Source organism: Brachybacterium paraconglomeratum, from assembly GCF_003994255.1.
GTDB classification, from domain to species: domain Bacteria; phylum Actinomycetota; class Actinomycetes; order Actinomycetales; family Dermabacteraceae; genus Brachybacterium; species Brachybacterium conglomeratum.
Genome location: NZ_ML133852.1, coordinates 379,942 through 400,519, shown reverse-complemented (window position 1 = coordinate 400,519; position 20,578 = coordinate 379,942). Strand labels below are relative to the sequence as shown.

The window sequence follows — 20,578 nt, the reverse complement described above, 5'->3', positions numbered from 1 at the left end:
GGGGCCCCCCCCCCGCGGCGGATCAGGCGCCGACGGCGGCCAGGGACTCCTCGGCGGCCTCGACGACGGCCTCCGGGGTGAAGCCGTACTCGCGGAACAGCGTCTTCGCATCGGCGGAGGCGCCGTAGTGCTCGAGCGACACGGCCCGGCCGTGCGCGCCGAGGAAGCGGTACCAGGGCATGGCGACGCCGGCCTCGACCGTGACGCGGGCGGTCACGGAGGAGGGAAGCACCGACTCCTTGTACTCCTCGTCCTGCTCGTCGAACCACTCGACCGACGGCATGGAGACCAGGCGGGTCGGGGTGCCCGCGGCCTCGAGGCGCTTCTGCGCCTCGGCCGCGTACTGCACCTCGGAGCCGGTCGCGATGAGGATCACCTTCGGCTCGCCGGTGGAGGCGTCCTTCATGACGTACCCGCCCTTGGCGACGTTCTCCGCACCGGCGTACTCGCTGCGGTCGAAGGTGGGCAGCGCCTGGCGGGACAGGAGCAGGCCGACGGGGCCGTTGTCCCGCTCCAGCAGCACCTTCCACGCCTGCGCGGTCTCGTTCGCATCCGCCGGGCGGACGATCGAGAGGTTCGGGATCGCGCGGTAGGCGGCGAAGTGCTCGACCGGCTGGTGGGTCGGGCCGTCCTCGCCCAGGCCGATGGAGTCGTGGGTCCACACGTAGGTGACCGGGGTCTTCATCAGCGAGGCCAGGCGCACGGAGCCGCGCATGTAGTCCGCGAACTGGAAGAAGGTGCCGCCGTAGGGGCGGGTCAGTCCGTGCAGGGAGATCCCGGAGAGGATCGCGCCCATGCCGTGCTCGCGGATGCCGAAGTGGAGCGTGCGGCCGTACTGGTCGCCCGCGAACTCGGAGGAGCTGAGCTCGGCGGGGAGGAAGGACGGCTCGCCCTTCATGGTGGTGTTGTTCGAGCCGGCGAGGTCGGCGGAGCCGCCCCACAGCTCGGGCATGACCTCGGCGAGCTCGCCGAGGACCTTGCCGGAGGCGGCGCGGGTGGCGACGCCCTTCTCGTCGGCCTCGAAGGTCGGGATCGCCTCGGCGAAGCCGCCCGGCAGCTCGCGCGCGAGGAGGCGGTCCAGCAGCGCGGCCTTCTCCGCGTTCGCGGAGCGCCAGGCCTGGTAGCCCTTGTCCCACTCGGCCTTCTTCTCCGCGGCGCGGTCCGCGAGGCTGCGGGTGTGGGCCAGCACGTCCTCGTCGACCTGGAAGGTCTGCTCGGGATCGAAGCCGACGGCCTCCTTGAGACCCTTCACGCCCTCGGCGCCGAGCTTCGCGCCGTGCACGGAGTGCGAGCCGGCCAGCTCCGGGATCGGCCAGCCGATGACGGTGCGCAGGCGGATGAAGGTGGGCTTGTCGGTGACCTTCTGGCCCTCGAGGATCGCGTCCTTGAGCGCGGCGACGTCCTCGCCGTACTCCGTCCCCCCGTGGGTCCAGTCCACGGTGCGCACGTCCCAGCCGTAGGCCTCGTAGCGCGCGGCGGTGTCCTCGGTGAAGGCGATGGAGGTGTCTCCCTCGATGGAGATCTCGTTGTCGTCCCAGAGCACGATCAGGTTGCCGAGCTGCTGGGTGCCCGCGAGGGAGCTGGCCTCGGAGGAGACGCCCTCCTGCAGGTCGCCGTCGGAGGCGATGACGTAGGTGAAGTGGTCGAAGGGGCTGGTGCCGGGCGCCGCCTCGGGATCCAGCAGGCCGCGCTCGCGGCGCTGGGCCATGGCCATGCCGACGGCGGAGGAGATGCCCTGGCCCAGGGGACCGGTGGTGATCTCCACGCCCTCGGTGTGGAAGTTCTCGGGGTGGCCGGGGGTCTTCGAGCCCCAGGTGCGCAGCTCCTCGATGTCCTTCTTCTCGAGGCCGAAGCCGCCGAGGAAGAGCTGGATGTACTGGGTCAGGCTCGAGTGGCCCGCCGAGAGCACGAAGCGGTCGCGGCCGAGCCACGCGTGGTCGGTCGGATCGTGGCGCATCACGTCCTGGTAGAGCAGGTACGCGGCCGGGGCGAGGCTGACGGCGGTGCCGGGGTGGCCGTTGCCGACCTTCTCGACCGCGTCGGCGGCCAGCACGCGGACGGTGTCGACCGCCCGCTTGTCGAGCTCGGTCCAGCCCTCGGGGGCCGTGAAGTTCTCCGTCATGTCGTGGACATCCTTTCGCCGGGATGCGGCCTGGACGGCCGCTCGGAAAGACGGACCTCTCCGCACGGCGCCGGATGACCGGCTGCGACGTGCGCGTTCCGCACGGGAGGCAACGGGGTTCACCTTAGTCCGGGCGGTGGGGCGAGGTCATGCGCGTCCAGGCTGTTGCCGTGGCGGACGGTGCCCACTCTCACCCCGCGCCTCGCCCCGCCGCCGCGGGCGAGCACCTAGACTGGGGTGGTTCGTCGGCCGCGTGCCGTGACCAGGAGGAAGGACGGTGGGCGGTGACCGCCACCCAGGGAGCTCAGCTGCGGGGCGCAGGCCAGGACGGCGGGCGCGGTCCGCGGACCGTCGGCTCCACCCTCCGCGCCTACGTCGCGCTGACCAAGCCGCGGATCATCGAGCTGCTGCTCATCACGACGATCCCCACGATGTTCCTCGCCGCCGGCGGGTTCCCCTCGCTGTGGCTGATCATCGCCACCATGGTCGGCGGCTATCTCGCCGCGGGCGGCGCGAACGCGCTGAACATGTACCTCGAGCGCGACATCGACGCGAAGATGAAGCGCACCCGGAAGCGTCCGATCCCCTCCGGCGCCGTCACCCCGCGCGCCGCGCTGATCTTCGGCCTGACCATCTCCGCGGTCTCCGCGCTGTGGCTGGGCCTGCTGGTGAACTGGGTCTCCGCTGCGCTCGCGGTCGGCGCGATCCTGCTGTACGTCGTCTTCTACACGATGATCCTCAAGCGCCGCACCAGCCAGAACATCGTCTGGGGCGGCATCGCCGGCTGCATGCCGGTGCTGATCGGCTGGTCTGCGGTCACCGGCACCGTCTCCTGGACCGCGGTGCTGCTGTTCCTGGTGATCTTCTTCTGGACGCCGCCGCACTACTGGCCGCTGGCCGAGAAGTTCCAGGACGACTACGCCAACGCGGGCGTGCCGATGCTGCCGGTGGTGTCCTCGCGCTCGAACGTCGCCCGCCAGATGCTGCTGCACACCGCGCTGATGATCGCCTCGAGCCTCGCGATCATCCCGCTGGGCGAGACCGGCTGGGTGTACGGCGTCGCCGCCGCCGCCTCCGGCGCCTGGTTCGGCTTCCTCGTGGTGCGCTACGCGCTGCGGGTCCGCCAGGGGCTCTCCGGGAAGGCCCTCGCCCCGATGAAGGTCTTCCACGGCTCGATCACCTACCTCACGGTGCTCTTCGTCGCCCTCGCGATCGACCCCTTCGTCACCCTCTGACCCCATGAGCTCCGGGGAGGCCCCGCGCCCGACGGGCGAGGAGGACCCCCTGCGCCCGGGCGACCGGCGGATCCTCGAGCAGTACCTCGGCCACCTGCGCATCGAGCGGGGCCTGTCCGAGAACACCCTGGCGGCCTACCGGCGTGATCTGCGCCGCTACCTCGTCGACCTCGCGCGCCGCGAGGTCGACCCCGCCGCGGTGGACCCCGAGCAGCTGGGGGAGTGGCTGCAGTCCCTGCGCACCGGGGCCGACGGGGGGACCCCGCTCTCCGCCGCCTCGGCCGCCCGCTCCCTCGCCGCGGTGCGCGGGCTGCACTCCTTCCTCGACGCCGAGCGAGTCTCCACCACCGGCGACCCCTCCCGCCTGGTCCCGACCCCGACCCTGCCGCGACGCCTCCCGCACCCGCTGACCCTCGACCAGGTCGAGGCGCTGCTCGAGGCCGCCGGACGCCCCGGCACCGGGCGCGACGCGACCGAGCGCGCCCTGCGCGACCGCGCCCTGCTCGAGCTGCTCTACGGCATCGGCGCACGGATCTCCGAGGTCACCGGCCTGGACCTCGACGACGTGGACCTGCCGGGGCGCTCCGCCGTGCTGCGCGGCAAGGGGGACAAGCACCGGGTGGTGCCCGTCGGCCGTTTCGCCGCCGAGGCGCTCGGGGCATATCTCACGCGGGGCCGCCCGGCCCTCGCCGCGCGCGGTCGCGGCACCCCGGCGATCTTCCTCGGCGCCCGCGGCACCCGCCTGACCCGCCAGGCCGCCTGGCAGGTGGTGCAGCGCTGCGCCCGCGACGCCGAGCTGGAGGACCTCCCCGAGCCGATCAGCCCGCACACGCTGCGCCACTCCTATGCCACCCATCTGCTGCACGGCGGCGCCGACGTGCGCTCCGTGCAGGAGCTGCTGGGCCACGCCTCGGTCACCACGACCCAGCTCTACACGCAGGTGACGGTCGACTCCCTCCGCGAGACGCACGCCGGCGCCCACCCCCGCGCCCGGCGGGGGGCTTAGACTTGGGCGGCACGACGCCCCCGACCGGCCCCGGCCGCCGGGGGCTCGCCGCGGGTGGCGCGGGGACCGACGCGCAGCCGTCCCTCCCCGGGCTGGGACCGGAGCACCTCCGGAGCCCGCTCGCCCCGCGGCGTGCACGCACCAGACCACGACGCCGACGACAGGACAACGACGTGAGCCCGACCTCCCCCCAGCAGCTGGACATCGATCTCGGCCCGACCGGCCGGCCGATGCCGGAGCTCCCGGAGCCGGCCGCGCTCGACTCCCACGGGCCGGCCCGGATCATCTCGATGGTCAACCAGAAGGGCGGGGTCGGGAAGACCACGAGCGTCATCAACCTCGGCGCGGCCCTCGCGGAGCTCGGCCGCAAGGTGCTGCTGGTGGACCTCGACCCCCAGGGCGCGCTCAGCGCCGGCCTGGGCGTGAACCCCTACGACCTCGACGTGACCGTCTACAACCTGCTCATGGAGCGGGGCCACGACGTGCGCTCGGTGATCCAGGAGACCGACACCGAGGACCTCGATGTGCTCCCGGCGAACATCGACCTCTCCGCCGCCGAGGTCACCCTCGTCAACGAGGTCGCCCGCGAGATGGCGCTGGCCCGTGTGCTGCGCCCCGTGGCCGACGACTACGACGTGATCATCATCGACTGCCAGCCCTCGCTGGGCCTGCTCACCGTCAACGCCCTCGCCGCGAGCCACGGCGTGATCATCCCGCTGGAGGCCGAGTACTTCGCGCTGCGCGGCGTGGCGCTGCTGGTGGAGACGATCGAGAAGGTGCAGGACCGCATCAACCCCCGCCTCGAGCTCGACGGCATCCTGATCACGATGTTCGACCCGCGCACGCTGCACGCCCGCGAGGTGTGCCAGCGCGTGGTCGAGGCGTTCCCCGACAAGGTCTTCCACACCACCATCAACCGCACCGTGAAGTTCCCCGACGCCTCCGTCGCCGCGGAGCCGATCATCTCCTTCGCCACCTCGAACAAGGGCGCCGCCGCCTACCGGCAGCTCGCACGCGAGCTGATCTCGCGCGGCGCCGCGGCCTGATGGCCGGGCAGCGGCCGCGCCGCGGCAGCGGCGGAGGAGCGGGACGCGGCGGCGCGGGGAAGCCGGCCCGCCGGCGCAGCGCCTTCACCCCGCCCCGGCAGGTCCGGCTGCGCGACGACGAGGGCACGCGCCTGCCCGCGGCGGACGGCGAGGAGCCCGAGGTCCACCGCGAGGACGGCGAGCGTCTGCAGAAGGTGCTCGCCCGCGCCGGCTTCGGCTCCCGCCGCGCCTGCGAGGCGCTGATCTCGTCCGGACGGGTCCGCGTGGACGGCGCCGTCGTCCACGAGCAGGGCGTGCGCATCGACCCCGCGTCCCAGGTGGTCCACGTCGACGGGCGCCGGCTCCAGCTCGACGACGCGAAGCTCACCGTCGTGCTGAACAAGCCCCGCCGCGTCGTCTCCGCGATGAGCGGCCCCGAGGGGCGCCGCGACCTCACCGAGTTCACCGCCGCCTACTCCCAGCGTCTCTACCACGTGGGCCGCCTGGACTACGAGACCGAGGGGCTGCTGCTGCTGACAAACGACGGCGAGCTCGCCCATCGGCTGACCCACCCCAGCTTCGAGGTCGACAAGACCTACGTGTGCCGCTTCGACGCGCCGGGCGGCCCGCCGCGCGGGCTCGTGAAGGCGCTGCGGGAGGGCGTCGAGCTCGAGGACGGCCCGGCCCGCGCCGACCGCGCCCGGGTGCTCGCCCAGGACGGCCGCGAGGCCGTGGTCGAGGTGACCCTGCACGAGGGGCGCAACCGGATCGTGCGCCGCATGTTCGCCTCCCAGGGCTTCGATCTCACCGCGCTGGTCCGCACGCGGATCGGTCCCGTGCTGCTCGGCGAGCTCGCCCCGGGCGAGACCCGCGAGCTCACCGATCGCGAGCTCGGCACCCTGATGGCGGAGGTCGGGCTGTGAGGACCCTCGTCCCCTCGCCCGTGCGGATCATCGGCACCGGGCTGATCGGCGGCTCCCTCGGCATGGCGCTGCGCCGCGCCGGGGTGCAGGTCCAGGTCGAGGACGTCTCCCCGGGCACCGCCGCCCTCGCGGTCGAGCTCGGCGTGGGGGAGCTGCCCGCCGCCGGGGACCGCCACCCGGAGCTCGTGCTCGTCGCCGCGCCGCCCGACGTCGCCGCGTCCATCGTCGACGGGGCGCTGCGCCGCTGGCCGGACGCGCTGGTCGCCGATGTCGCGAGCGTGAAGACCACCGTCCTCGAGGGCCTGCGCCGCCTCGCCCGGCCCGAGGACCTGCCGCGCTACATCGGCGCCCACCCCATGGCGGGTCGCGAGGTCTCCGGCGTGATCGCCGCCCGCGCCGACCTGTTCCAGGGCCGGCCCTTCGTCGTCGTCCCCCACGAGGAGACGCTCCCCGACGCGGTCAGCGTGCTGAAGGGCCTGGCGACGGAGATCGGCTCCGTGCCGATCGTGCTGGACGCCGCGGCGCACGACACCGCCGTCGCGCACGTCTCCCATGTGCCGCAGGTGATCTCGAGCCTGCTGGCCACGACCCTGCTGGAGCCCTCCGAGCAGGCGCTGGGCCTGGCCGGGCAGGGGCTGCGGGACACGACCCGGATCGCGGACTCCGATCCGCGGCTCTGGGTCGAGATCCTCGGCGCGAACGCCGGGGCCGTCGGCGCGGTGCTCTCCTCCATCGCGGACCGCCTGGAGGCGGTGCGCGGGGCTCTGGTGACCCTCGAGGGGGACCCCGACCCGGGCACCGGGTCCCGACGCGCCCTGGCCGACCTGATCGCCGAGGGCAATCGCGGCGTGCGCCGTATCCCGGGCAAGCACGGCGGGGCGACCGACGCCTTCACGACCCTCGTGGTGCTGGTGCCGGACAGGCCCGGCGAGCTCGCGCGTCTGCTCACCGAGATCGGGCAGATCGGCGTGAACCTCGAGGACCTCCGCCTCGAGCACGAGCTGGGGCGCGAGGTCGGCCTCGCCCACGTCGCGATCGACGCCGCCCGTGAGGACCTGCTCACGCGGGAGCTCGCGGTGCGCGGCTGGAGGGTCGCAGGGGCCTGAGCGCCCCGTATCCTTCTGGAATGCACACCAGCGCGCCGCACGACCCCGCCGAGGGCATCACCATCGCGATCGACGGTCCGGCCGGCTCCGGGAAGTCGACCGTCTCCCGCCTCGTCGCCGAGGCGCTGGACGGAGGCTTCCTCGACACCGGCGCGATGTACCGGGCGATCGCCTGGGCCTGCCTCGAGGACGGCGTCGACCTCGCCGACCGCGAGGCCGTCGCCCGCGTCGCCGAGGAGATCGACCTCGACCTCGGCACCGACCCGGCCGGGGCCACCGTGGTCGTCGCCGGCACCGACATCACCGCCGCGATCCGCGAGCAGCGCATCTCCCAGCAGGTCTCGGCCGTCGCGACGAACACCCTGGTGCGCCCGATCCTCCAGCGCCGCCAGCGCGAGGTGCTCTTCTCCACCGCCGCCGAGCGCGGTTTCTGCGTCGCCGAGGGCCGTGACACCACCACCGTCGTCGCCCCCGACGCCCGGGTGCGGGTGCTGCTGACCGCCTCGGACGAGGAGCGGATGCGCCGCCGCGCCGCGGAGCTCGGCCTCGAGGACACCGAGGAGACGCGCGAGCGCATGGCCGACCAGGTGCTGCGCCGCGACCGCGACGACTCCTCCGTCTCCGAGTTCCTCACCGCCGCCGAGGGCGTCGAGCAGATCGACACCACCGGCCTCGGCATCGAGGACGTCGTCGAGAAGGTGCTGATGCTGGTCGCGGCCGCGGAGGCCGCCGACGAGACCGCCGAGCACGGCCCGGCCGAGCCCGCCCCCGCGGTGCCCGTCGCGGTCGAGGCAGGGGCCGACGGCCCGAGCGACGAGGACATCGAGGCGGCGCTGCGCGCGGGCCTGTCCGACTACGAGCTCGACGAGGAGGACCTCGCCCTGCTCGGCGGCGGCGAGGAGGCGCAGCTGCAGCCCGAGGCGCGGCGGAACCTGCCCGTCGTCGCCGTGGTCGGCCGCCCCAACGTCGGCAAGTCCACGCTGGTCAACCGCATCCTCGGCCGCCGCGAGGCTGTCGTCGAGGACCGTCCCGGCGTGACCCGCGACCGCGTCTTCTACGAGGCGGAGTGGTCCGGCAAGGACTTCTGGCTCGTGGACACCGGCGGCTGGGAGGACAGGGTCCAGGGCATCGCCTATCGCGTCGCGGAGCAGGCCGAGGTCGCCGTCTCCCTCGCGGACGTGGTCATGTTCGTCGTCGATGCGAACGTCGGCATCACCACCACCGACGAGCAGCTGCTGAAGGTGCTGCGCAAGGCGCGGGTGCCGCTGGTGCTGGTCGCCAACAAGGTCGACGACCAGCGCGGCGAGCTCGAGGCCGCGGCGCTGTGGAACCTCGGCCTCGGCGAGCCGTACCCGGTCTCCGCCCTGCACGGCCGCGGCTCCGGAGACCTGCTGGACGCGGTCGTCGCCGCCATGCCGGAGGAGGGTCGGGGAGCGCCGGTCGACCACGGCCCGCGGCGCGTGGCCCTCGTCGGCCGCCCCAACGTCGGCAAGTCCTCGCTGCTGAACCGGCTCGCGAAGGAGCAGCGCGTCGTCGTCGACGACATCGCCGGCACCACCCGCGACCCCGTGGACGAGAAGATCGTCCTCGGCGGCAAGGAGTGGACCTTCGTGGACACCGCGGGGATCCGTCGCCGCATCGCGCAGTCCCAGGGCGCGGACTACTACGCCTCGCTGCGCACGCACGCGGCGCTGGATCGCGCCGAGGTCGCCGTCGTGCTGCTGGAGGCCAACGAGCCGATCTCCACCCAGGACCTCAAGATCATCGACATGGTCCTGGAGTCCGGGCGCGCCCTCGTGCTCGCCTTCAACAAGTGGGACCTGCTGGACGAGGAGCGGCACAAGGCGCTGGAGCGGGAGATCGAGCGGGACCTCGGCCATGTCGCCTGGGCGCCGCGCGTGAACATCTCCGCAGCCACCGGCCGCCACTCCGAGAAGCTCGTGCCGGCGCTCGAGAAGGCGCTCGAGTCCTGGGACCGCCGCATCCCGACGGGCCGGCTCAACGCCTTCCTGGGCCAGCTCGTCGCCGCGCACCCCCATCCGCTGCGCGGAGGGAAGCAGTCCCGGATCCTCTTCGCGACGCAGGCCCGCACCCGTCCGCCGCGGTTCGTGGTCTTCGCCAGCGGCTTCCTCGAGCACGGCTACCGCCGCTTCATCGAGCGACGGCTGCGGGAGGACTTCGAGTTCACCGGCTCCCCGATCGTCATCGGTGTGCGGATCCGCGAGAAGCGCCGCCGCTGAGCGGACCCGTCGAGCGGCTCCGTGGACGCCCCGTTCCCGCTGCGGCGGGGGCGGGGCGATGTCGTCGGGGGGGGCTGCGCCGGGTGCCCCGGGGGCCCAGCGCGCCGAGATGCCGGGCACCGCCGGCGGCACGTATCGTGGCGCCCATGAGCAACACCGGTGACGACGGCTCCTGGACCCCGCAGCACGACCCCTTCGCCCCGCAGGACCCCTCCGGGCGGCAGGCGCCCGGCGCGGGCCAGGACCCCTACGCCGCGCCGAGCGGCGGCCAGGACCCGTGGGCGCAGCCACCGGCGGGACAGCCCGCGCCGGGACAGGGCGCGCAGGACCCCTTCGCCGCCCCCGCGGGGCAGGACCCGTTCGGGCAGGCCGAGGCGCCCGCCGGCCAGGAGGCCTACGGCCAGCAGGATCCGTACGGCCAGCCGGGAGGCTCCGGCGACGCCTCGCCCTACGGCCAGGCCTCGCCCTACGGCCAGGCCTCCCCGTACGGCCAGGCCTCCCCGTACGGCCAGGCCTCGCCCTACGGCCCCGCCTCCGGGGCGTCGGCCTCTGATCCCCACGCCGACGCCTCTGGCGAGGAGCGGTGGTCGCCCGCGACGGGATCCGCCGCCGATCCCTACGGCCAGGCGCCCGGCTCCGACCCCTACGGCCAGGCCTCCCCGTACGGCCAGGGCTCTCCCTACGGCGCCCCCGCAGGCGCCCAGGGCTTCCCTCAGGACGGTGCGCAGGGCGCCGGCCACGCCGCCCAGCCGGGTGCGGCGCCCGTGCAGGGCGAGGCGCAGAGCCGCGTGCTCGTCGGGGTCCTGGGGATCTTCTTCGGCGCCTTCGGCGTGCACCGCTTCCTCATGGGGTACACCGCCATCGGCCTGGTGCAGGTCCTGGTCACCGTGCTCAGCTGCTTCACGCTGTCCCCGATCACGACCATCTGGGGTCTCGTCGAGGGCATCATGGTCCTCGCCAAGTCCCCCTCCTTCGAGCGGGACGCCCATGGCCGCCCGCTGAGGGACTGATCCCACCCGTCCCGGAAGGACGCCCATGACGCTCCCGCCCGCTCCCGATCGCGGCTCGATCCAGACCAGTGCGATCCTGCTGATCGTGCTCGGCTTCCTGTGCGGAGGGTGGATCCCCACGATCTTCGGGATCATCGCCCTGGTGCAGATGGAGTCCGACCCCCGCTCCGCGCGCACCATGAACAAGGTGGGCTGGATCGTCTTCTGCGTGATCGTGGGGCTCGTGATCCTCGGGATCCTCGCCTACTTCGTGTTCGGCATCGCGATCCTGGGGATCTTCGGGATCGCCGCGAGCACCGGCTGAACCCGGGAACCGTCCCCGCCGCCGCCGGCCGCGGCCGCACCCCGTCGACCCCTGCCAGGAGGAGCATCATCGCCACCCCGGACTTCGTCCTCTCGCTGCGCGAGAGGATCGGCAACGAGCTGCTGTGGATGCCGGGCGTCACGGCCGTCGTCCTGAACCCCGCACGCACCCGCCTGCTCGTGGTGCGCCGCGCCGACGACGGCCGCTGGACCCCGGTCACCGGGATTGTCGACCCGGGGGAGGAGCCCGCCCGCGCCGCCGAGCGCGAGGTCGCCGAGGAGGCGGGCATCGCGTGCACCGCCCTGCGCCTGCTGGACATGCGCGCCCTGCCGGAGATCACCTACCCCAACGGGGACCGCGCCCAGTACCTCGACATCTGCTTCCTGTGCGAGGCCGACGACTCCCAGCGGCCCTTCCCGGCCGACGGGGAGAACACCGAGGCGCTCTGGTGCCCCGTCGAGGACCTGCCGCCGATGAACGACCGCTTCCGCGAGCAGCTCGCCCTCGCCCTCGAGGACCGGGCCGAGGCGAGGTTCCGCCGATGAGCACGGGCAATCCCCTCCCCGGCACGCGGGTGCGGATCCCGCTGACCGACCGGCCGGGAGACCAGGCCGTGGTGCGGGTGATCGCCGCGCCGCGACGGGACCTCGCCCGCGCGGGACGCCTCAGCGAGGCGCTGCGCCCCTTCGCCGAGGCGCTGCTGGTCGACGTCCACGTGGGCGAGAAGCTCCTGCTGCCCGGCGCCTGGGTGCAGCACGAGGTGCTGCAGCGGGGCGAGCCCCTCGCGCCCGTCCCGGTCGCCGCCGCGGACCTGCGCCCGCCGGCCGTCATCGCCGGCACCCCCGAGCGGGCGGAGCTGCACTGGGGCGAGACGGTGTGGCCGCTCGACCTCGGCGGAGCGGTCGCGATCCCCGAGGCGGCCCGCGCCGACTCCCATCCGCTCTCCCGCCTGCGACGGCTGCTGCTGGTCGCCGCCGGACGCCGCGCGGAGATCGCGCTGACCCTCTGGCAGGCGCCCGACTTCGAGATCCCCTGGCAGGACGTGCGCCTCCTCCCGCGCGCCGCGTCCTGGTTCGAGCTCGCACAGGTCCCGACCGGCATGCGCTACGCCGACGCGGAGCGCGCGCAGGGCGTCGGCCGCGCCCGCGGCTGAGGGCACCGCCGGGGAGGACGGGACAGGGGAGGGGAGGACGCAGGACGTGCGACGCGCCGGGGCGCACCGTCTTCCCGGCGTGACGGGTCTCACCCGCTACTCTCAGGGCCTGAGAGACGTCGACGAGGAGGTCTTCGTGGCCCCGACCCCTTCCCCACGGACAGGCACCGACCGCCGGTCCTTCCTGCGCTTCACCGCGGGTGCCGCCGCCCTGCTGCCGCTGGCCTCGCTGGCCGGCTGCTCCGGAGGAGGGCGTGACGCGGGCACCCTGCGCATCGCCTTCCAGCAGTTCGGCTCCAACACGATCAAGCAGGAGTGGATCGAGCGCGCCGCGGAGACGTTCTCCGCGCAGAACCCGGAGCTGGTGATCGACCTGGTGCCGATCGTCGCCTCGGAGAACGACTACTTCACCAAGAACGAGCTGCTGATGAGCTCCCCGAGGACGAGCCCGGACCTCGTCTACGAGGACTCCTTCATCCTCCTGTCCGACGTCGGGGCCGGATACCTCCAGCCCATGACCGACCTGGTCGAGGGCTGGGACCACTGGGACGACATCGCCGAGGCGTCCAAGCTGGCCGTCACCGGCGAGGACGGGGAGGTCTACGGGGTGCCGATCACCACCGACACCCGTGCGATCTGGTTCCACCGCGAGGTGTTCGAGCAGGCGGGCCTGCCCGCCGACTGGCAGCCCACCTCCTGGGAGGACATCCTCGAGGCGGCCCGCGCGATCAAGGACTCGGGCTCCGAGGCGATCCCGTTCTTCATGTTCGCCGGCACCCCGCAGGGCGAGAAGGCCTCGATGCAGGGCTTCGAGATGCTGCTGTACGGCACGGGCGACGGCACCGGCCTGTACGACGAGGACACGAAGAAGTGGGTGCTGGGCTCGCAGGGATTCATCGACTCCCTCGCCTTCCTCAAGACCGTCGTGGACGAGGAGCTGACCGCCTCCCTCGGCCAGCTGCTGGATCCCAACATCTCCGAGCAGATCTACACCTCTCTGCTGCCCGACGCGAAGCTCGGCATGCTGATCGACGGCTCCTGGATCTCGCAGAACTGGACCGAGACCGCCGGCCGGCCCTGGCCCGAATGGCCCGAGGTGGTGGGGCTCGCGGACATGCCCACCCAGGACGGCGGCGGCACCGGCACCGTCACCCTCGCCGGTGGCTGGGGCCTGTCCATCCCGCAGCACGTCACCGACCGCGAGACGGCCTTCCGCTTCCTCGAGACGCTGGTCTCCACCGAGACCCTCGTGGACTACGCGATCGCGGACAACCACATCTCCGTCCGCAACGACGTCGCCGAGGTCGAGGAGTACCTCAGCTACTCCCCGGCGGTCGAGTACTTCACGAAACTGCTGGACACCGCCTACTACCGGCCGGCGCTGCCCGCCTACCCGGAGGTCTCCTCCGCGCTCCAGGAGGCGATGGAGGCCGTGCTCACCGGGAGCGAGCCCGAGGCGGCGGCCGCCGCGTACGACGCGACGGTGCGCGACATCGTCGGCCCCGAGAACGTGCAGGAGGCCCAGGGATGACCGCGACCGACACCACGACCCGCCCCGCTGCAGGGGCCGGCGCCCCGCGCCGCGGGGGCCGACGCACCCGGCTCGGGGACGGGCTCTCGCCGATGCGCGCCGTGCCGATGCTCCCGGCCGCGCTGCTGCTGCTCGGCTTCATGCTCGGCCCGATCCTGTACTCGCTCTACCTCGCCTTCACCGACTCCGCGATCCGCGGCGACGGCGCCTCCGACACGAGCTTCGTCGGCGTCCAGAACTTCACCGACGCCTTCGCCGACGGCGACTTCTGGAACTCGGTCGTCCTCACGCTGGTGTTCACGCTGATCTCCGCAGTGCTCGGACAGAACCTGCTCGGCATGGGCCTGGCCCTGCTGATGGAGCGCTCGCACCGGCTGGTCACCTTCGCGGTCACCTCGATCGTGATCGCCGCGTGGATCCTTCCCGAGGTGGTCGCCGGCTACCTGCTCTACACCTTCTTCGCCGACGAGGGCAGCCTGAACACCCTGCTCACCTCGATCGGCCTGCCCGGGCAGGAGCTGCTGTTCAGCGCCCCGATCATCGCGGTCTCCTTCGCGAACATCTGGCGCGGCGCGGCGTTCTCGATGCTGGTCTACTCCGCGGCGCTGAGCTCCGTGCCCGGGGACGTGTACGAATCCGCGGCGCTGGACGGCGCCGGGCCCGTGCGTCGCTTCGTCTCGGTGACCGTGCCGCTGCTGCGGCCCGCCATCGCGACGAACCTGATGCTGACCACCCTGCAGACCCTGTCGGTATTCGGACTGATCTTCATCATGACCGGCGGCGGCCCCGCCCGGCAGAGCCAGACCCTGCCGCTGTACATGTACGAGCAGGCGTTCTCCTACGGGCAGCTCGGCTACGGCACCGCCGTCGCCCTGCTGCTCCTGCTGATCGGGGCGCTGGCCTCGATCGCCTACCTGCGCCTGCTGCCCGAGGAGGACAAGCGATGACCGCCGCTCCCACGACCACGACCGCCCCCGCGGGCGGTGCGTCGGCCGCTCGTCCCGCACCCCGCAAGGGACGCTCCCGCGCCGCCGGCACGAAGCTCGCCAGCAACCTCGTCATGGCCGCGATCGGCATCACGTTCCTGGTGCCGCTGCTGTGGGTGGTGCTGGCCTCCTTCGACACCGAGGCCTCGCTGTCGGTGGCCTGGCCGCAGCGCTGGAGCCTGGACAACTACGCGGCGATCTGGAACGAGGAGACGACCTTCCGGCCGCTGGGGAACTCGCTGATCCTGTGCGGCGGCGCGACGATCCTCACCATGGTCTCCGCGGTGCTGTGCGCCTATCCGCTCTCCCGCTACCGCTTCCGCGCCAAGCGTCCGCTGCTGCTGACGATCATCTTCTCGACCGGTCTGCCGATCACCGCGATCATGATCCCGGTCTATTCGATGTTCGTGCAGGTCAACCTCATCGACTCGATGGGCGGGGCGATCCTGTTCCTCGGGGCGAGCTCCCTGCCCTACGCCATCTTCCTCACCAAGGGGTTCATGGACGGGGTGCCGCTGGAGATCGAGGAGTCCGCGTGGACCGAGGGAGCGGGGGTGCTGCGCACCCTGTGGTCGGTGGTGCTGCCGCTGATGCGCTCGGGCCTGTCGGTGGCGACGATCTTCACCTTCGTCTCCATGTGGGGGAACTTCTTCGTCCCCTTCATGCTGCTGCTGAGCCCGGACAAGCTCCCCGCCGCGGTGACGCTGTACACCTTCTCCTCCCAGTACGGGCAGGTCGCCTACGGCCAGCTCGCCGCGTTCTCGATCTTCTACTCGCTGCCGGTGGTGGTGCTGTACCTGTTCCTGGGCCGGAACCTCGGACAGGGCTTCGCCGCCGCGGGCGGCGTGAAGGGCTGAGCCGGCCCGGTCCGGGACCGACCGGGCGTTCGGGCCCTCGGCGGCCGGGGCCCGTGGTGGGTAGCGTGGGCGTCCCGCATCCGTCCCACCGCCCCAGGAGGCTCCCGTGACCGAGCAGGACCCGTCCCAGGACCGCGTGCTCTCCCGAGTGGCAGAGCGCGCCGAGCAGCTCTCGACCTCCGGCGGCGAGCCGGCCTTCTCCCCGCAGGACCAGGAGCCGCCCGGACTGACGGGACCGATGAGCCCCGTGCCCGATCACGGCGAGCGCAGCTACGTCGGACACGCACGACTCGAGGGGATGGCCGCCCTGATCACCGGGGGTGATTCGGGCATCGGCCGGGCCGTGGCGATCGCCTACGCCCGCGAGGGCGCCGACGTGGCGATCGCCTACCTCCCCGAGGAGCAGGAGGACGCGGAGGAGACCCGGCGGTGGATCGAGGACGCCGGACGCCGTGCCCTGCTGCTGCCCGGCGATCTCCGCGACGAGGAGCATGCGCGCTCCCTCGTTCGTCGAACTGTCGAGGAGCTCGGCCGTCTCGACGTGCTCGTGAACAACGCGGCCTTCCAATGGGGCAGGGCCGAGCCGAAGGGCCTGGAGGGGATCACCTCCGAACGGCTGCGCCGCACCCTCACCACGAACCTCGAGGTGCTGTTCTGGCTCACCCAGGAGGCGGCCCCGCACCTCCGACCCGGAGCGAGCGTCATCAACTCCTCCTCGATCCAGAGCTACGACCCGTCCGTGCCGCTCATGGACTACGCCGCGACCAAGGCCGCGATCAACAACCTGACCGTCAACCTCGCCGGGGATCTCGGGCCTCGCGGTATCCGCGTCAACGCCGTTGCCCCGGGGCCGATCTGGACCCCGCTGAACGTCGCGACGCGCGTGCCGGACGACTACGTCGCCTTCGGGGCGAACACGCCCCTGGGCCGTGCAGGGCAGCCCGCCGAGTGCGCAGGGGCCTACGTGTTCCTGGCCAACCCCGAGGAGGCGAGCTACGTCTCCGGCACCGTGCTCGGCGTCACCGGGGGCCGCCCCGTGTTCTGAGCGGCGCGCCGTGCTTGACGGGGAGCCTCCCCGCCTGTGAAGGTCATCACACCGGGCCGCATCGCACCGAGAGGCGGCCTTCGCTCTCGGCCCGGACGGGGAGGTCGGGCCGCCTCCTGAGCAGGAAGAGGTCTCCCATGGACACCGCCGTCTTCGAGAACCACGAATCCGAGATCCGCGGCTACTGCCGCAACTACCCGACGGTCTTCGCCTCCGCCTCCGGCGCGCGTCAGGTGGACGAGCAGGGTCGCAGCTACATCGACTTCTTCGCCGGGGCCGGGGTGCTGAACTTCGGCCACAACCATCCCGCGATGAAGAAGGCGCTGATCGAGTTCCTCGAGGCCGACGGGGTCGCGCACTCGCTCGACACCTACACCACCACCAAGCGCGACTTCGTCGAGCGCTTCCACGAGGTGGTCCTCGCGCCGCGCGGCATGGACCACCGCCTGCAGTTCATGGGGCCGACGGGCTCGAACGCCGTGGAGGCCGCGATGAAGCTCGCCCGCGCCGCCACCGGCCGGCGCGAGATCGTCGCGTTCAGCCACGGCTTCCACGGCATGACGCTGGGCTCGCTCGCCGCGACCGCGAACGACGCCTTCCGCCGCTGGGCCGGGGTGCCGCTGGAGAACATCCTGCGCCTGCCGTTCGAGACCGCGCCCGGCGGGGACACGGCGCTGGCCGAGTACGCCGCGGCGCTGAAGGACCCCTCGAGCGGGCTGCTGCCCCCGGCCGCCTTCCTCGTCGAGGTCGTGCAGGCCGAGGGCGGGGTCAACGTCGCGAGCCCGGACTGGCTCCACCAGGTCCAGGACCTCGCCCGTGAGCACGGGGCGCTCTTCGTCATCGACGACATCCAGGCGGGGATCGGCCGCACCGGCAGCTACTTCTCCTTCGACGGGATGGGGCTGGACCCCGACATCATCACCCTGGCCAAGGGACTCGGCGGATTCGGCACCCCGATCGCGATGAACCTCAACAAGCCCGAGGTGGACCGGCACTGGAGCCCCGGCGCCCACACCGGCACCTTCCGCGGACAGGGCCTCTCCTTCGTCGCCGGGAAGGTGGCGCTGGACTTCTTCACCGACGACGCCTTCCTCGAGGGGGTCCTCGAGAAGGGCGAGCAGATGCGCACCCGCCTCCAGGCGATCGCCGATGCCCACCCGGACCGCGGCTGGGTGGTGCGCGGACGCGGCATGATGCAGGCCCTGGACACCGGCGACGGTGCGCTGAACGCGCGCCTGCAGCGGGAGTGCTTCGACCGCGGCCTGCTGTTCGGCCCCTGCGGCAGCGGCGGCCGGGTGATCAAGCTGATCCCGCCGCTGATCATCGAGCCGGACGACCTCGCCGAGGGCCTGGACATCCTCGAGGCGGCGATCGCCGCCGCGCTGGAGGAGGCGTGATGCGCCGCCGCGAGGACATGACCTTCGCGCCGGAGGAGTACGAGCGGAGGATCCGGGAGCTGCGGGAGCGGATGGCGGCCAGGGAGCTGGACGCGGTGATCATCAGCGACCCCGAGAACCTGATGTACCTCACCGACCACCAGACCACCGGGTACTCCTTCTTCCAGGCCCTGATCGTGCCGCTGGAGGCGGAGCCGGTGATGATCACCCGCGCGCTCGAGGAGTCCAACGTCGTCTCCCGCACCTGGCTCGAGCACTCCCGCGCCTATCCCGACTCGGGCGACGCGATCCTCGAGCTGGTCTCCACCCTGCGGGACCTGCGCCTGGCGGACTCCCGGGTGGGCTACGAGCGCAACAGCTACTACTTCCCCGCCCATCAGCAGGACCGCTTCCACGACGCCTTCGGCGAGGGCCTCGTGGACTGCTTCGGGATCGTCGAGGAGGGGCGGATCCGCAAGTCCCCGGCGGAGATCGAGGTGATGCAGCTGGCCGCCTACGCGGGGGAGGCCGGCATGGCCGCCGGCCTGCACACCGCCATGTCCGGCGCCACCGAGAACGAGGTCGCCGCCGCGATCGCCTCGGCGATGTTCCGCGCAGGCGGGGAGTTCCCGGCGGTGATGCCCTATGTCGCCTCCGGCCCGCGCTCGATGATCGGCCACTCCACCTGGGAGGGGCGCATGATCCGCCCCGGGGAGCACGTCTTCCTCGAGGTGGGCGGCTGCTACCGCCGGTATCACGCCGCGATGATGCGCACCGTCGTCAACGGCGCGCTCTCGGACTCGATGCGCTCCGCGCAGGACCTCATGAAGCACACCCTGGCGGAGCTGCGCTCGCTCATGAGGCCGGGAGTGACGGTCTCCGAGGTGGACCGGCTGACCCGACGGATGATCGAGAGCAACGACGTGGGCGCGAGCCTCGCCACCCGCGCCGGCTACTCCATCGGCATCGCCTTCCCGCCCTCCTGGGACGAGGGGTACATCCTCTCCCTCCTCGAGGGCGACGAGCGGCCGCTCGAGGAGGGGATGACCTTCCACCTCATCCCCTGGATGTGGGGCGTCGACGGGGACAAGACCGTCGGGATCTCCGACACCGTCCGGATCACCGCCGACGGCTGCGCCTCCTTCCTCACGCTCCCGGAGGACTTCACCGTCCACGAGAGCTCCGCCCGATCCTTCCCGGCCGCGGCCGGCACGCCCCGCCCCTGAGAGGAGCAGCACCATGACCACGCAGAGCACACAGGCCTCGCCCCGGACGGCGCTCACCGCCGTCGACCCCTCGACCGGCGCCGTCGTCCGCGAGGTGCCCGCCGCCACGCCCGCACAGATCGACGCCGTCCTCGACCGCGCCCGCAGCGCCTTCCTCGCCTGGCGCGAGACCTCCTTCGAGGAGCGGGCCGCGCTGCTGGAGGCCGTCGCCGCCCACCTGCGCGAGCACGTCGAGGAGCTCGCGCCGCTGATGAGCGAGGAGATGGGCAAGCCGATCGGCGAGGCCCGAGGCGAGGTGGGCAAGGCGGCATGGGCGGCCGAGCACTACGCCGCCCACGGCGCCGACTATCTCGCCGACCAGCACATCGCCTCCGACGCGAGCTCCTCCTACGTCCAGCACCTGCCGCTGGGGACCGTGCTGGGGGTGCTGCCCTGGAACGCCCCGTTCTGGCTCGCCTTCCGCTTCGCCGCCCCCGCGCTCATGGCCGGGAACACGGCGGTGATGAAACACGATCCCCACGTCCCCGGCTGCGCGGCCGCGATCGAGGAGGCGTTCCGCGCCGTCGGCGCCCCGGAGGGGGTGTTCCAGACGCTCCACGCCGCGACCGCCGACGTCGAGCAGGTGATCCGCGACCCGCGCATCCAGGCGGTGTCCTTCACCGGCTCGGACCGGGCCGGCGCCGTCGTCGCCTCGATCGCGGCGAGCGAGATCAAGCCCGCCGTGCTCGAGCTCGGCGGCTCGGACCCGTGCCTCGTGCTGGCGGACGCCGACCTCGAGGAGGCCGCGCGGGTCGCCGCGCTCTCCCGCATCATCAACGCCGGCCAGTCCTGCATCGCCGCGAAGCGGGTGATCGTCGAGCGGCCCGTCCACGACCGCTTCGTCGAGCTGCTCGCCGCGCAGCTCGCGGCGCTCGTCGTCGGCGACCCGCGCGAGGAGACCACGCAGGTGGGCCCGATCGCCCGCGCCGAGCTGCGGGAGAACCTCCACCGCCAGGTCACCACCTCCGTCGAGGCGGGGGCGGAGCTCGTCCTGGGCGGCGAGATGCCGACGGCGGAGGGCTTCTTTTATCCCGTCACGCTGCTGACCGGGGTCGAGGCCGGGATGAGCGCCTGCACCGAGGAGACCTTCGGCCCGGTCGCCTCCGTGATGGTCGCCGAGGACGCCGAGCACGCCCTCTCCCTCGCCAACGACACCCCGTACGGGCTCGGTGCGAGCATCTGGACCGAGACCTCCCGCGGCGAGGCGATGGCGCGCCGGATCGAGGCCGGGCAGGTGAGCGTCAACGGGATCGTCAAGACCGATCCGCGCCTGCCCTCCGGCGGCATCAAGCGCTCCGGCTACGGGCGGGAGCTGGGCCCGCACGGGATCCGGGAGTTCGTCAACGCCCAACAGGTCTGGGTGGGGCCGGCCCGGAGCTGAGGGACCGGGACGA

18 protein-coding genes are annotated in these 20,578 nt (G+C 72.7%); 17 read left to right on the top strand and 1 reads right to left on the bottom strand.

Annotation, left to right across the window (positions count from 1 at the left end; genetic code table 11):
* Nucleotides 1–22 precede the first annotated feature (22 nt).
* Nucleotides 23–2,122: a transketolase gene (tkt, locus tag DS079_RS05950; protein WP_126985676.1), complete on the bottom strand. Its 2,100-nt coding sequence runs from the start codon at nt 2,120–2,122 to the stop codon at nt 23–25.
* 284 nt (nt 2,123–2,406) lie between these two features.
* Between tkt and DS079_RS05945 the strand changes: the two genes are divergently transcribed.
* The 17 genes from DS079_RS05945 to DS079_RS05865 all read left to right on the top strand — a co-directional run bounded on the left by DS079_RS05945 (nt 2,407) and on the right by DS079_RS05865 (nt 20,565).
* Entirely contained in the window at nt 2,407–3,357 is a 951-nt protein-coding gene (locus DS079_RS05945) for a heme o synthase (protein WP_010551500.1), read from the top strand.
* A gap of 4 nt (nt 3,358–3,361) precedes the next feature.
* Entirely contained in the window at nt 3,362–4,363 is a 1,002-nt protein-coding gene (locus tag DS079_RS05940; RefSeq protein ID WP_126985674.1) for a site-specific tyrosine recombinase XerD, read from the top strand.
* A 173-nt stretch (nt 4,364–4,536) separates the two neighbouring features.
* Nucleotides 4,537–5,409, top strand: coding sequence for a ParA family protein (locus DS079_RS05935; protein WP_126985672.1), 873 nt, complete (start codon nt 4,537–4,539; stop codon nt 5,407–5,409).
* On the top strand, nt 5,409–6,311 hold the full coding sequence (locus tag DS079_RS05930; protein ID WP_126985670.1) for a pseudouridine synthase: 903 nt from the start codon (nt 5,409–5,411) through the stop codon (nt 6,309–6,311). Before DS079_RS05935 ends, DS079_RS05930 begins: the two co-directional genes overlap by 1 nt.
* Complete coding sequence (locus DS079_RS05925) at nt 6,308–7,417, top strand: prephenate dehydrogenase (RefSeq protein ID WP_126985668.1); 1,110 nt, start codon at nt 6,308–6,310, stop codon at nt 7,415–7,417. The genes DS079_RS05930 and DS079_RS05925 overlap by 4 nt, the downstream gene beginning before the upstream one ends.
* A 20-nt stretch (nt 7,418–7,437) precedes the next feature.
* The gene (der, locus tag DS079_RS05920) at nt 7,438–9,657 is read left to right on the top strand and encodes a bifunctional cytidylate kinase/GTPase Der (protein WP_126985666.1); all 2,220 of its coding nucleotides are present in this window, start codon (nt 7,438–7,440) and stop codon (nt 9,655–9,657) included.
* A 146-nt stretch (nt 9,658–9,803) separates the two neighbouring features.
* A complete protein-coding gene (locus DS079_RS05915; RefSeq protein ID WP_126985664.1) occupies nt 9,804–10,667 on the top strand; it encodes a TM2 domain-containing protein in 864 nt (287 codons plus the stop codon).
* Between the two features lie 25 nt (nt 10,668–10,692).
* Nucleotides 10,693–10,971 (top strand): PLDc N-terminal domain-containing protein, encoded by a 279-nt coding sequence (locus DS079_RS05910; RefSeq protein WP_010551507.1) that lies wholly within the window; start codon nt 10,693–10,695, stop codon nt 10,969–10,971.
* Between the two features lie 128 nt (nt 10,972–11,099).
* Complete coding sequence (locus DS079_RS05905) at nt 11,100–11,516, top strand: NUDIX domain-containing protein (protein ID WP_082358564.1); 417 nt, start codon at nt 11,100–11,102, stop codon at nt 11,514–11,516.
* Nucleotides 11,513–12,124, top strand: a complete 612-nt coding sequence (locus tag DS079_RS05900) for a hypothetical protein (RefSeq protein WP_126985662.1) — start codon at nt 11,513–11,515, stop codon at nt 12,122–12,124. Before DS079_RS05905 ends, DS079_RS05900 begins: the two co-directional genes overlap by 4 nt.
* Nucleotides 12,125–12,260: 136 nt before the next feature.
* A complete protein-coding gene (locus tag DS079_RS05895; protein ID WP_126985660.1) occupies nt 12,261–13,655 on the top strand; it encodes an extracellular solute-binding protein in 1,395 nt (464 codons plus the stop codon).
* Nucleotides 13,652–14,602, top strand: a complete 951-nt coding sequence (locus tag DS079_RS05890; RefSeq protein WP_053915817.1) for a carbohydrate ABC transporter permease — start codon at nt 13,652–13,654, stop codon at nt 14,600–14,602. The genes DS079_RS05895 and DS079_RS05890 overlap by 4 nt, the downstream gene beginning before the upstream one ends.
* Nucleotides 14,599–15,498, top strand: a complete 900-nt coding sequence (locus tag DS079_RS05885; RefSeq protein ID WP_126985658.1) for a carbohydrate ABC transporter permease — start codon at nt 14,599–14,601, stop codon at nt 15,496–15,498. Before DS079_RS05890 ends, DS079_RS05885 begins: the two co-directional genes overlap by 4 nt.
* Nucleotides 15,499–15,604: 106 nt before the next feature.
* Complete coding sequence (locus DS079_RS05880; RefSeq protein ID WP_126985656.1) at nt 15,605–16,543, top strand: SDR family oxidoreductase; 939 nt, start codon at nt 15,605–15,607, stop codon at nt 16,541–16,543.
* 137 nt (nt 16,544–16,680) lie between these two features.
* The gene (locus tag DS079_RS05875; RefSeq protein ID WP_126985654.1) at nt 16,681–17,940 is read left to right on the top strand and encodes an aspartate aminotransferase family protein; all 1,260 of its coding nucleotides are present in this window, start codon (nt 16,681–16,683) and stop codon (nt 17,938–17,940) included.
* Nucleotides 17,940–19,145 (top strand): ectoine hydrolase, encoded by a 1,206-nt coding sequence (gene doeA, locus DS079_RS05870; RefSeq protein WP_126985652.1) that lies wholly within the window; start codon nt 17,940–17,942, stop codon nt 19,143–19,145. The genes DS079_RS05875 and doeA overlap by 1 nt, the downstream gene beginning before the upstream one ends.
* Nucleotides 19,146–19,158: 13 nt before the next feature.
* Nucleotides 19,159–20,565 (top strand): NAD-dependent succinate-semialdehyde dehydrogenase, encoded by a 1,407-nt coding sequence (locus tag DS079_RS05865; RefSeq protein WP_126985650.1) that lies wholly within the window; start codon nt 19,159–19,161, stop codon nt 20,563–20,565.
* Nucleotides 20,566–20,578: the final 13 nt, after the last annotated feature.

Bases quoted from the DNA above. Each gene is read 5' to 3' on its own strand.
- DS079_RS05900 (WP_126985662.1), top strand. From the start codon at position 11,513: ATGAGCACGGGCAATCCCCTCCCCGGCACGCGGGTGCGGATCCCGCTG.
- der (WP_126985666.1), top strand. From the start codon at position 7,438: ATGCACACCAGCGCGCCGCACGACCCCGCCGAGGGCATCACCATCGCG.
- DS079_RS05875 (WP_126985654.1), top strand. From the start codon at position 16,681: ATGGACACCGCCGTCTTCGAGAACCACGAATCCGAGATCCGCGGCTAC.
- DS079_RS05905 (WP_082358564.1), top strand. From the start codon at position 11,100: ATGCCGGGCGTCACGGCCGTCGTCCTGAACCCCGCACGCACCCGCCTG.
- doeA (WP_126985652.1), top strand. From the start codon at position 17,940: ATGCGCCGCCGCGAGGACATGACCTTCGCGCCGGAGGAGTACGAGCGG.
- DS079_RS05885 (WP_126985658.1), top strand. From the start codon at position 14,599: ATGACCGCCGCTCCCACGACCACGACCGCCCCCGCGGGCGGTGCGTCG.
- DS079_RS05915 (WP_126985664.1), top strand. From the start codon at position 9,804: ATGAGCAACACCGGTGACGACGGCTCCTGGACCCCGCAGCACGACCCC.
- DS079_RS05940 (WP_126985674.1), top strand. From the start codon at position 3,362: ATGAGCTCCGGGGAGGCCCCGCGCCCGACGGGCGAGGAGGACCCCCTG.
- DS079_RS05930 (WP_126985670.1), top strand. From the start codon at position 5,409: ATGGCCGGGCAGCGGCCGCGCCGCGGCAGCGGCGGAGGAGCGGGACGC.
- DS079_RS05890 (WP_053915817.1), top strand. From the start codon at position 13,652: ATGACCGCGACCGACACCACGACCCGCCCCGCTGCAGGGGCCGGCGCC.
- tkt (WP_126985676.1), bottom strand. From the start codon at position 2,122: ATGACGGAGAACTTCACGGCCCCCGAGGGCTGGACCGAGCTCGACAAG.
- DS079_RS05910 (WP_010551507.1), top strand. From the start codon at position 10,693: ATGACGCTCCCGCCCGCTCCCGATCGCGGCTCGATCCAGACCAGTGCG.
- DS079_RS05865 (WP_126985650.1), top strand. From the start codon at position 19,159: ATGACCACGCAGAGCACACAGGCCTCGCCCCGGACGGCGCTCACCGCC.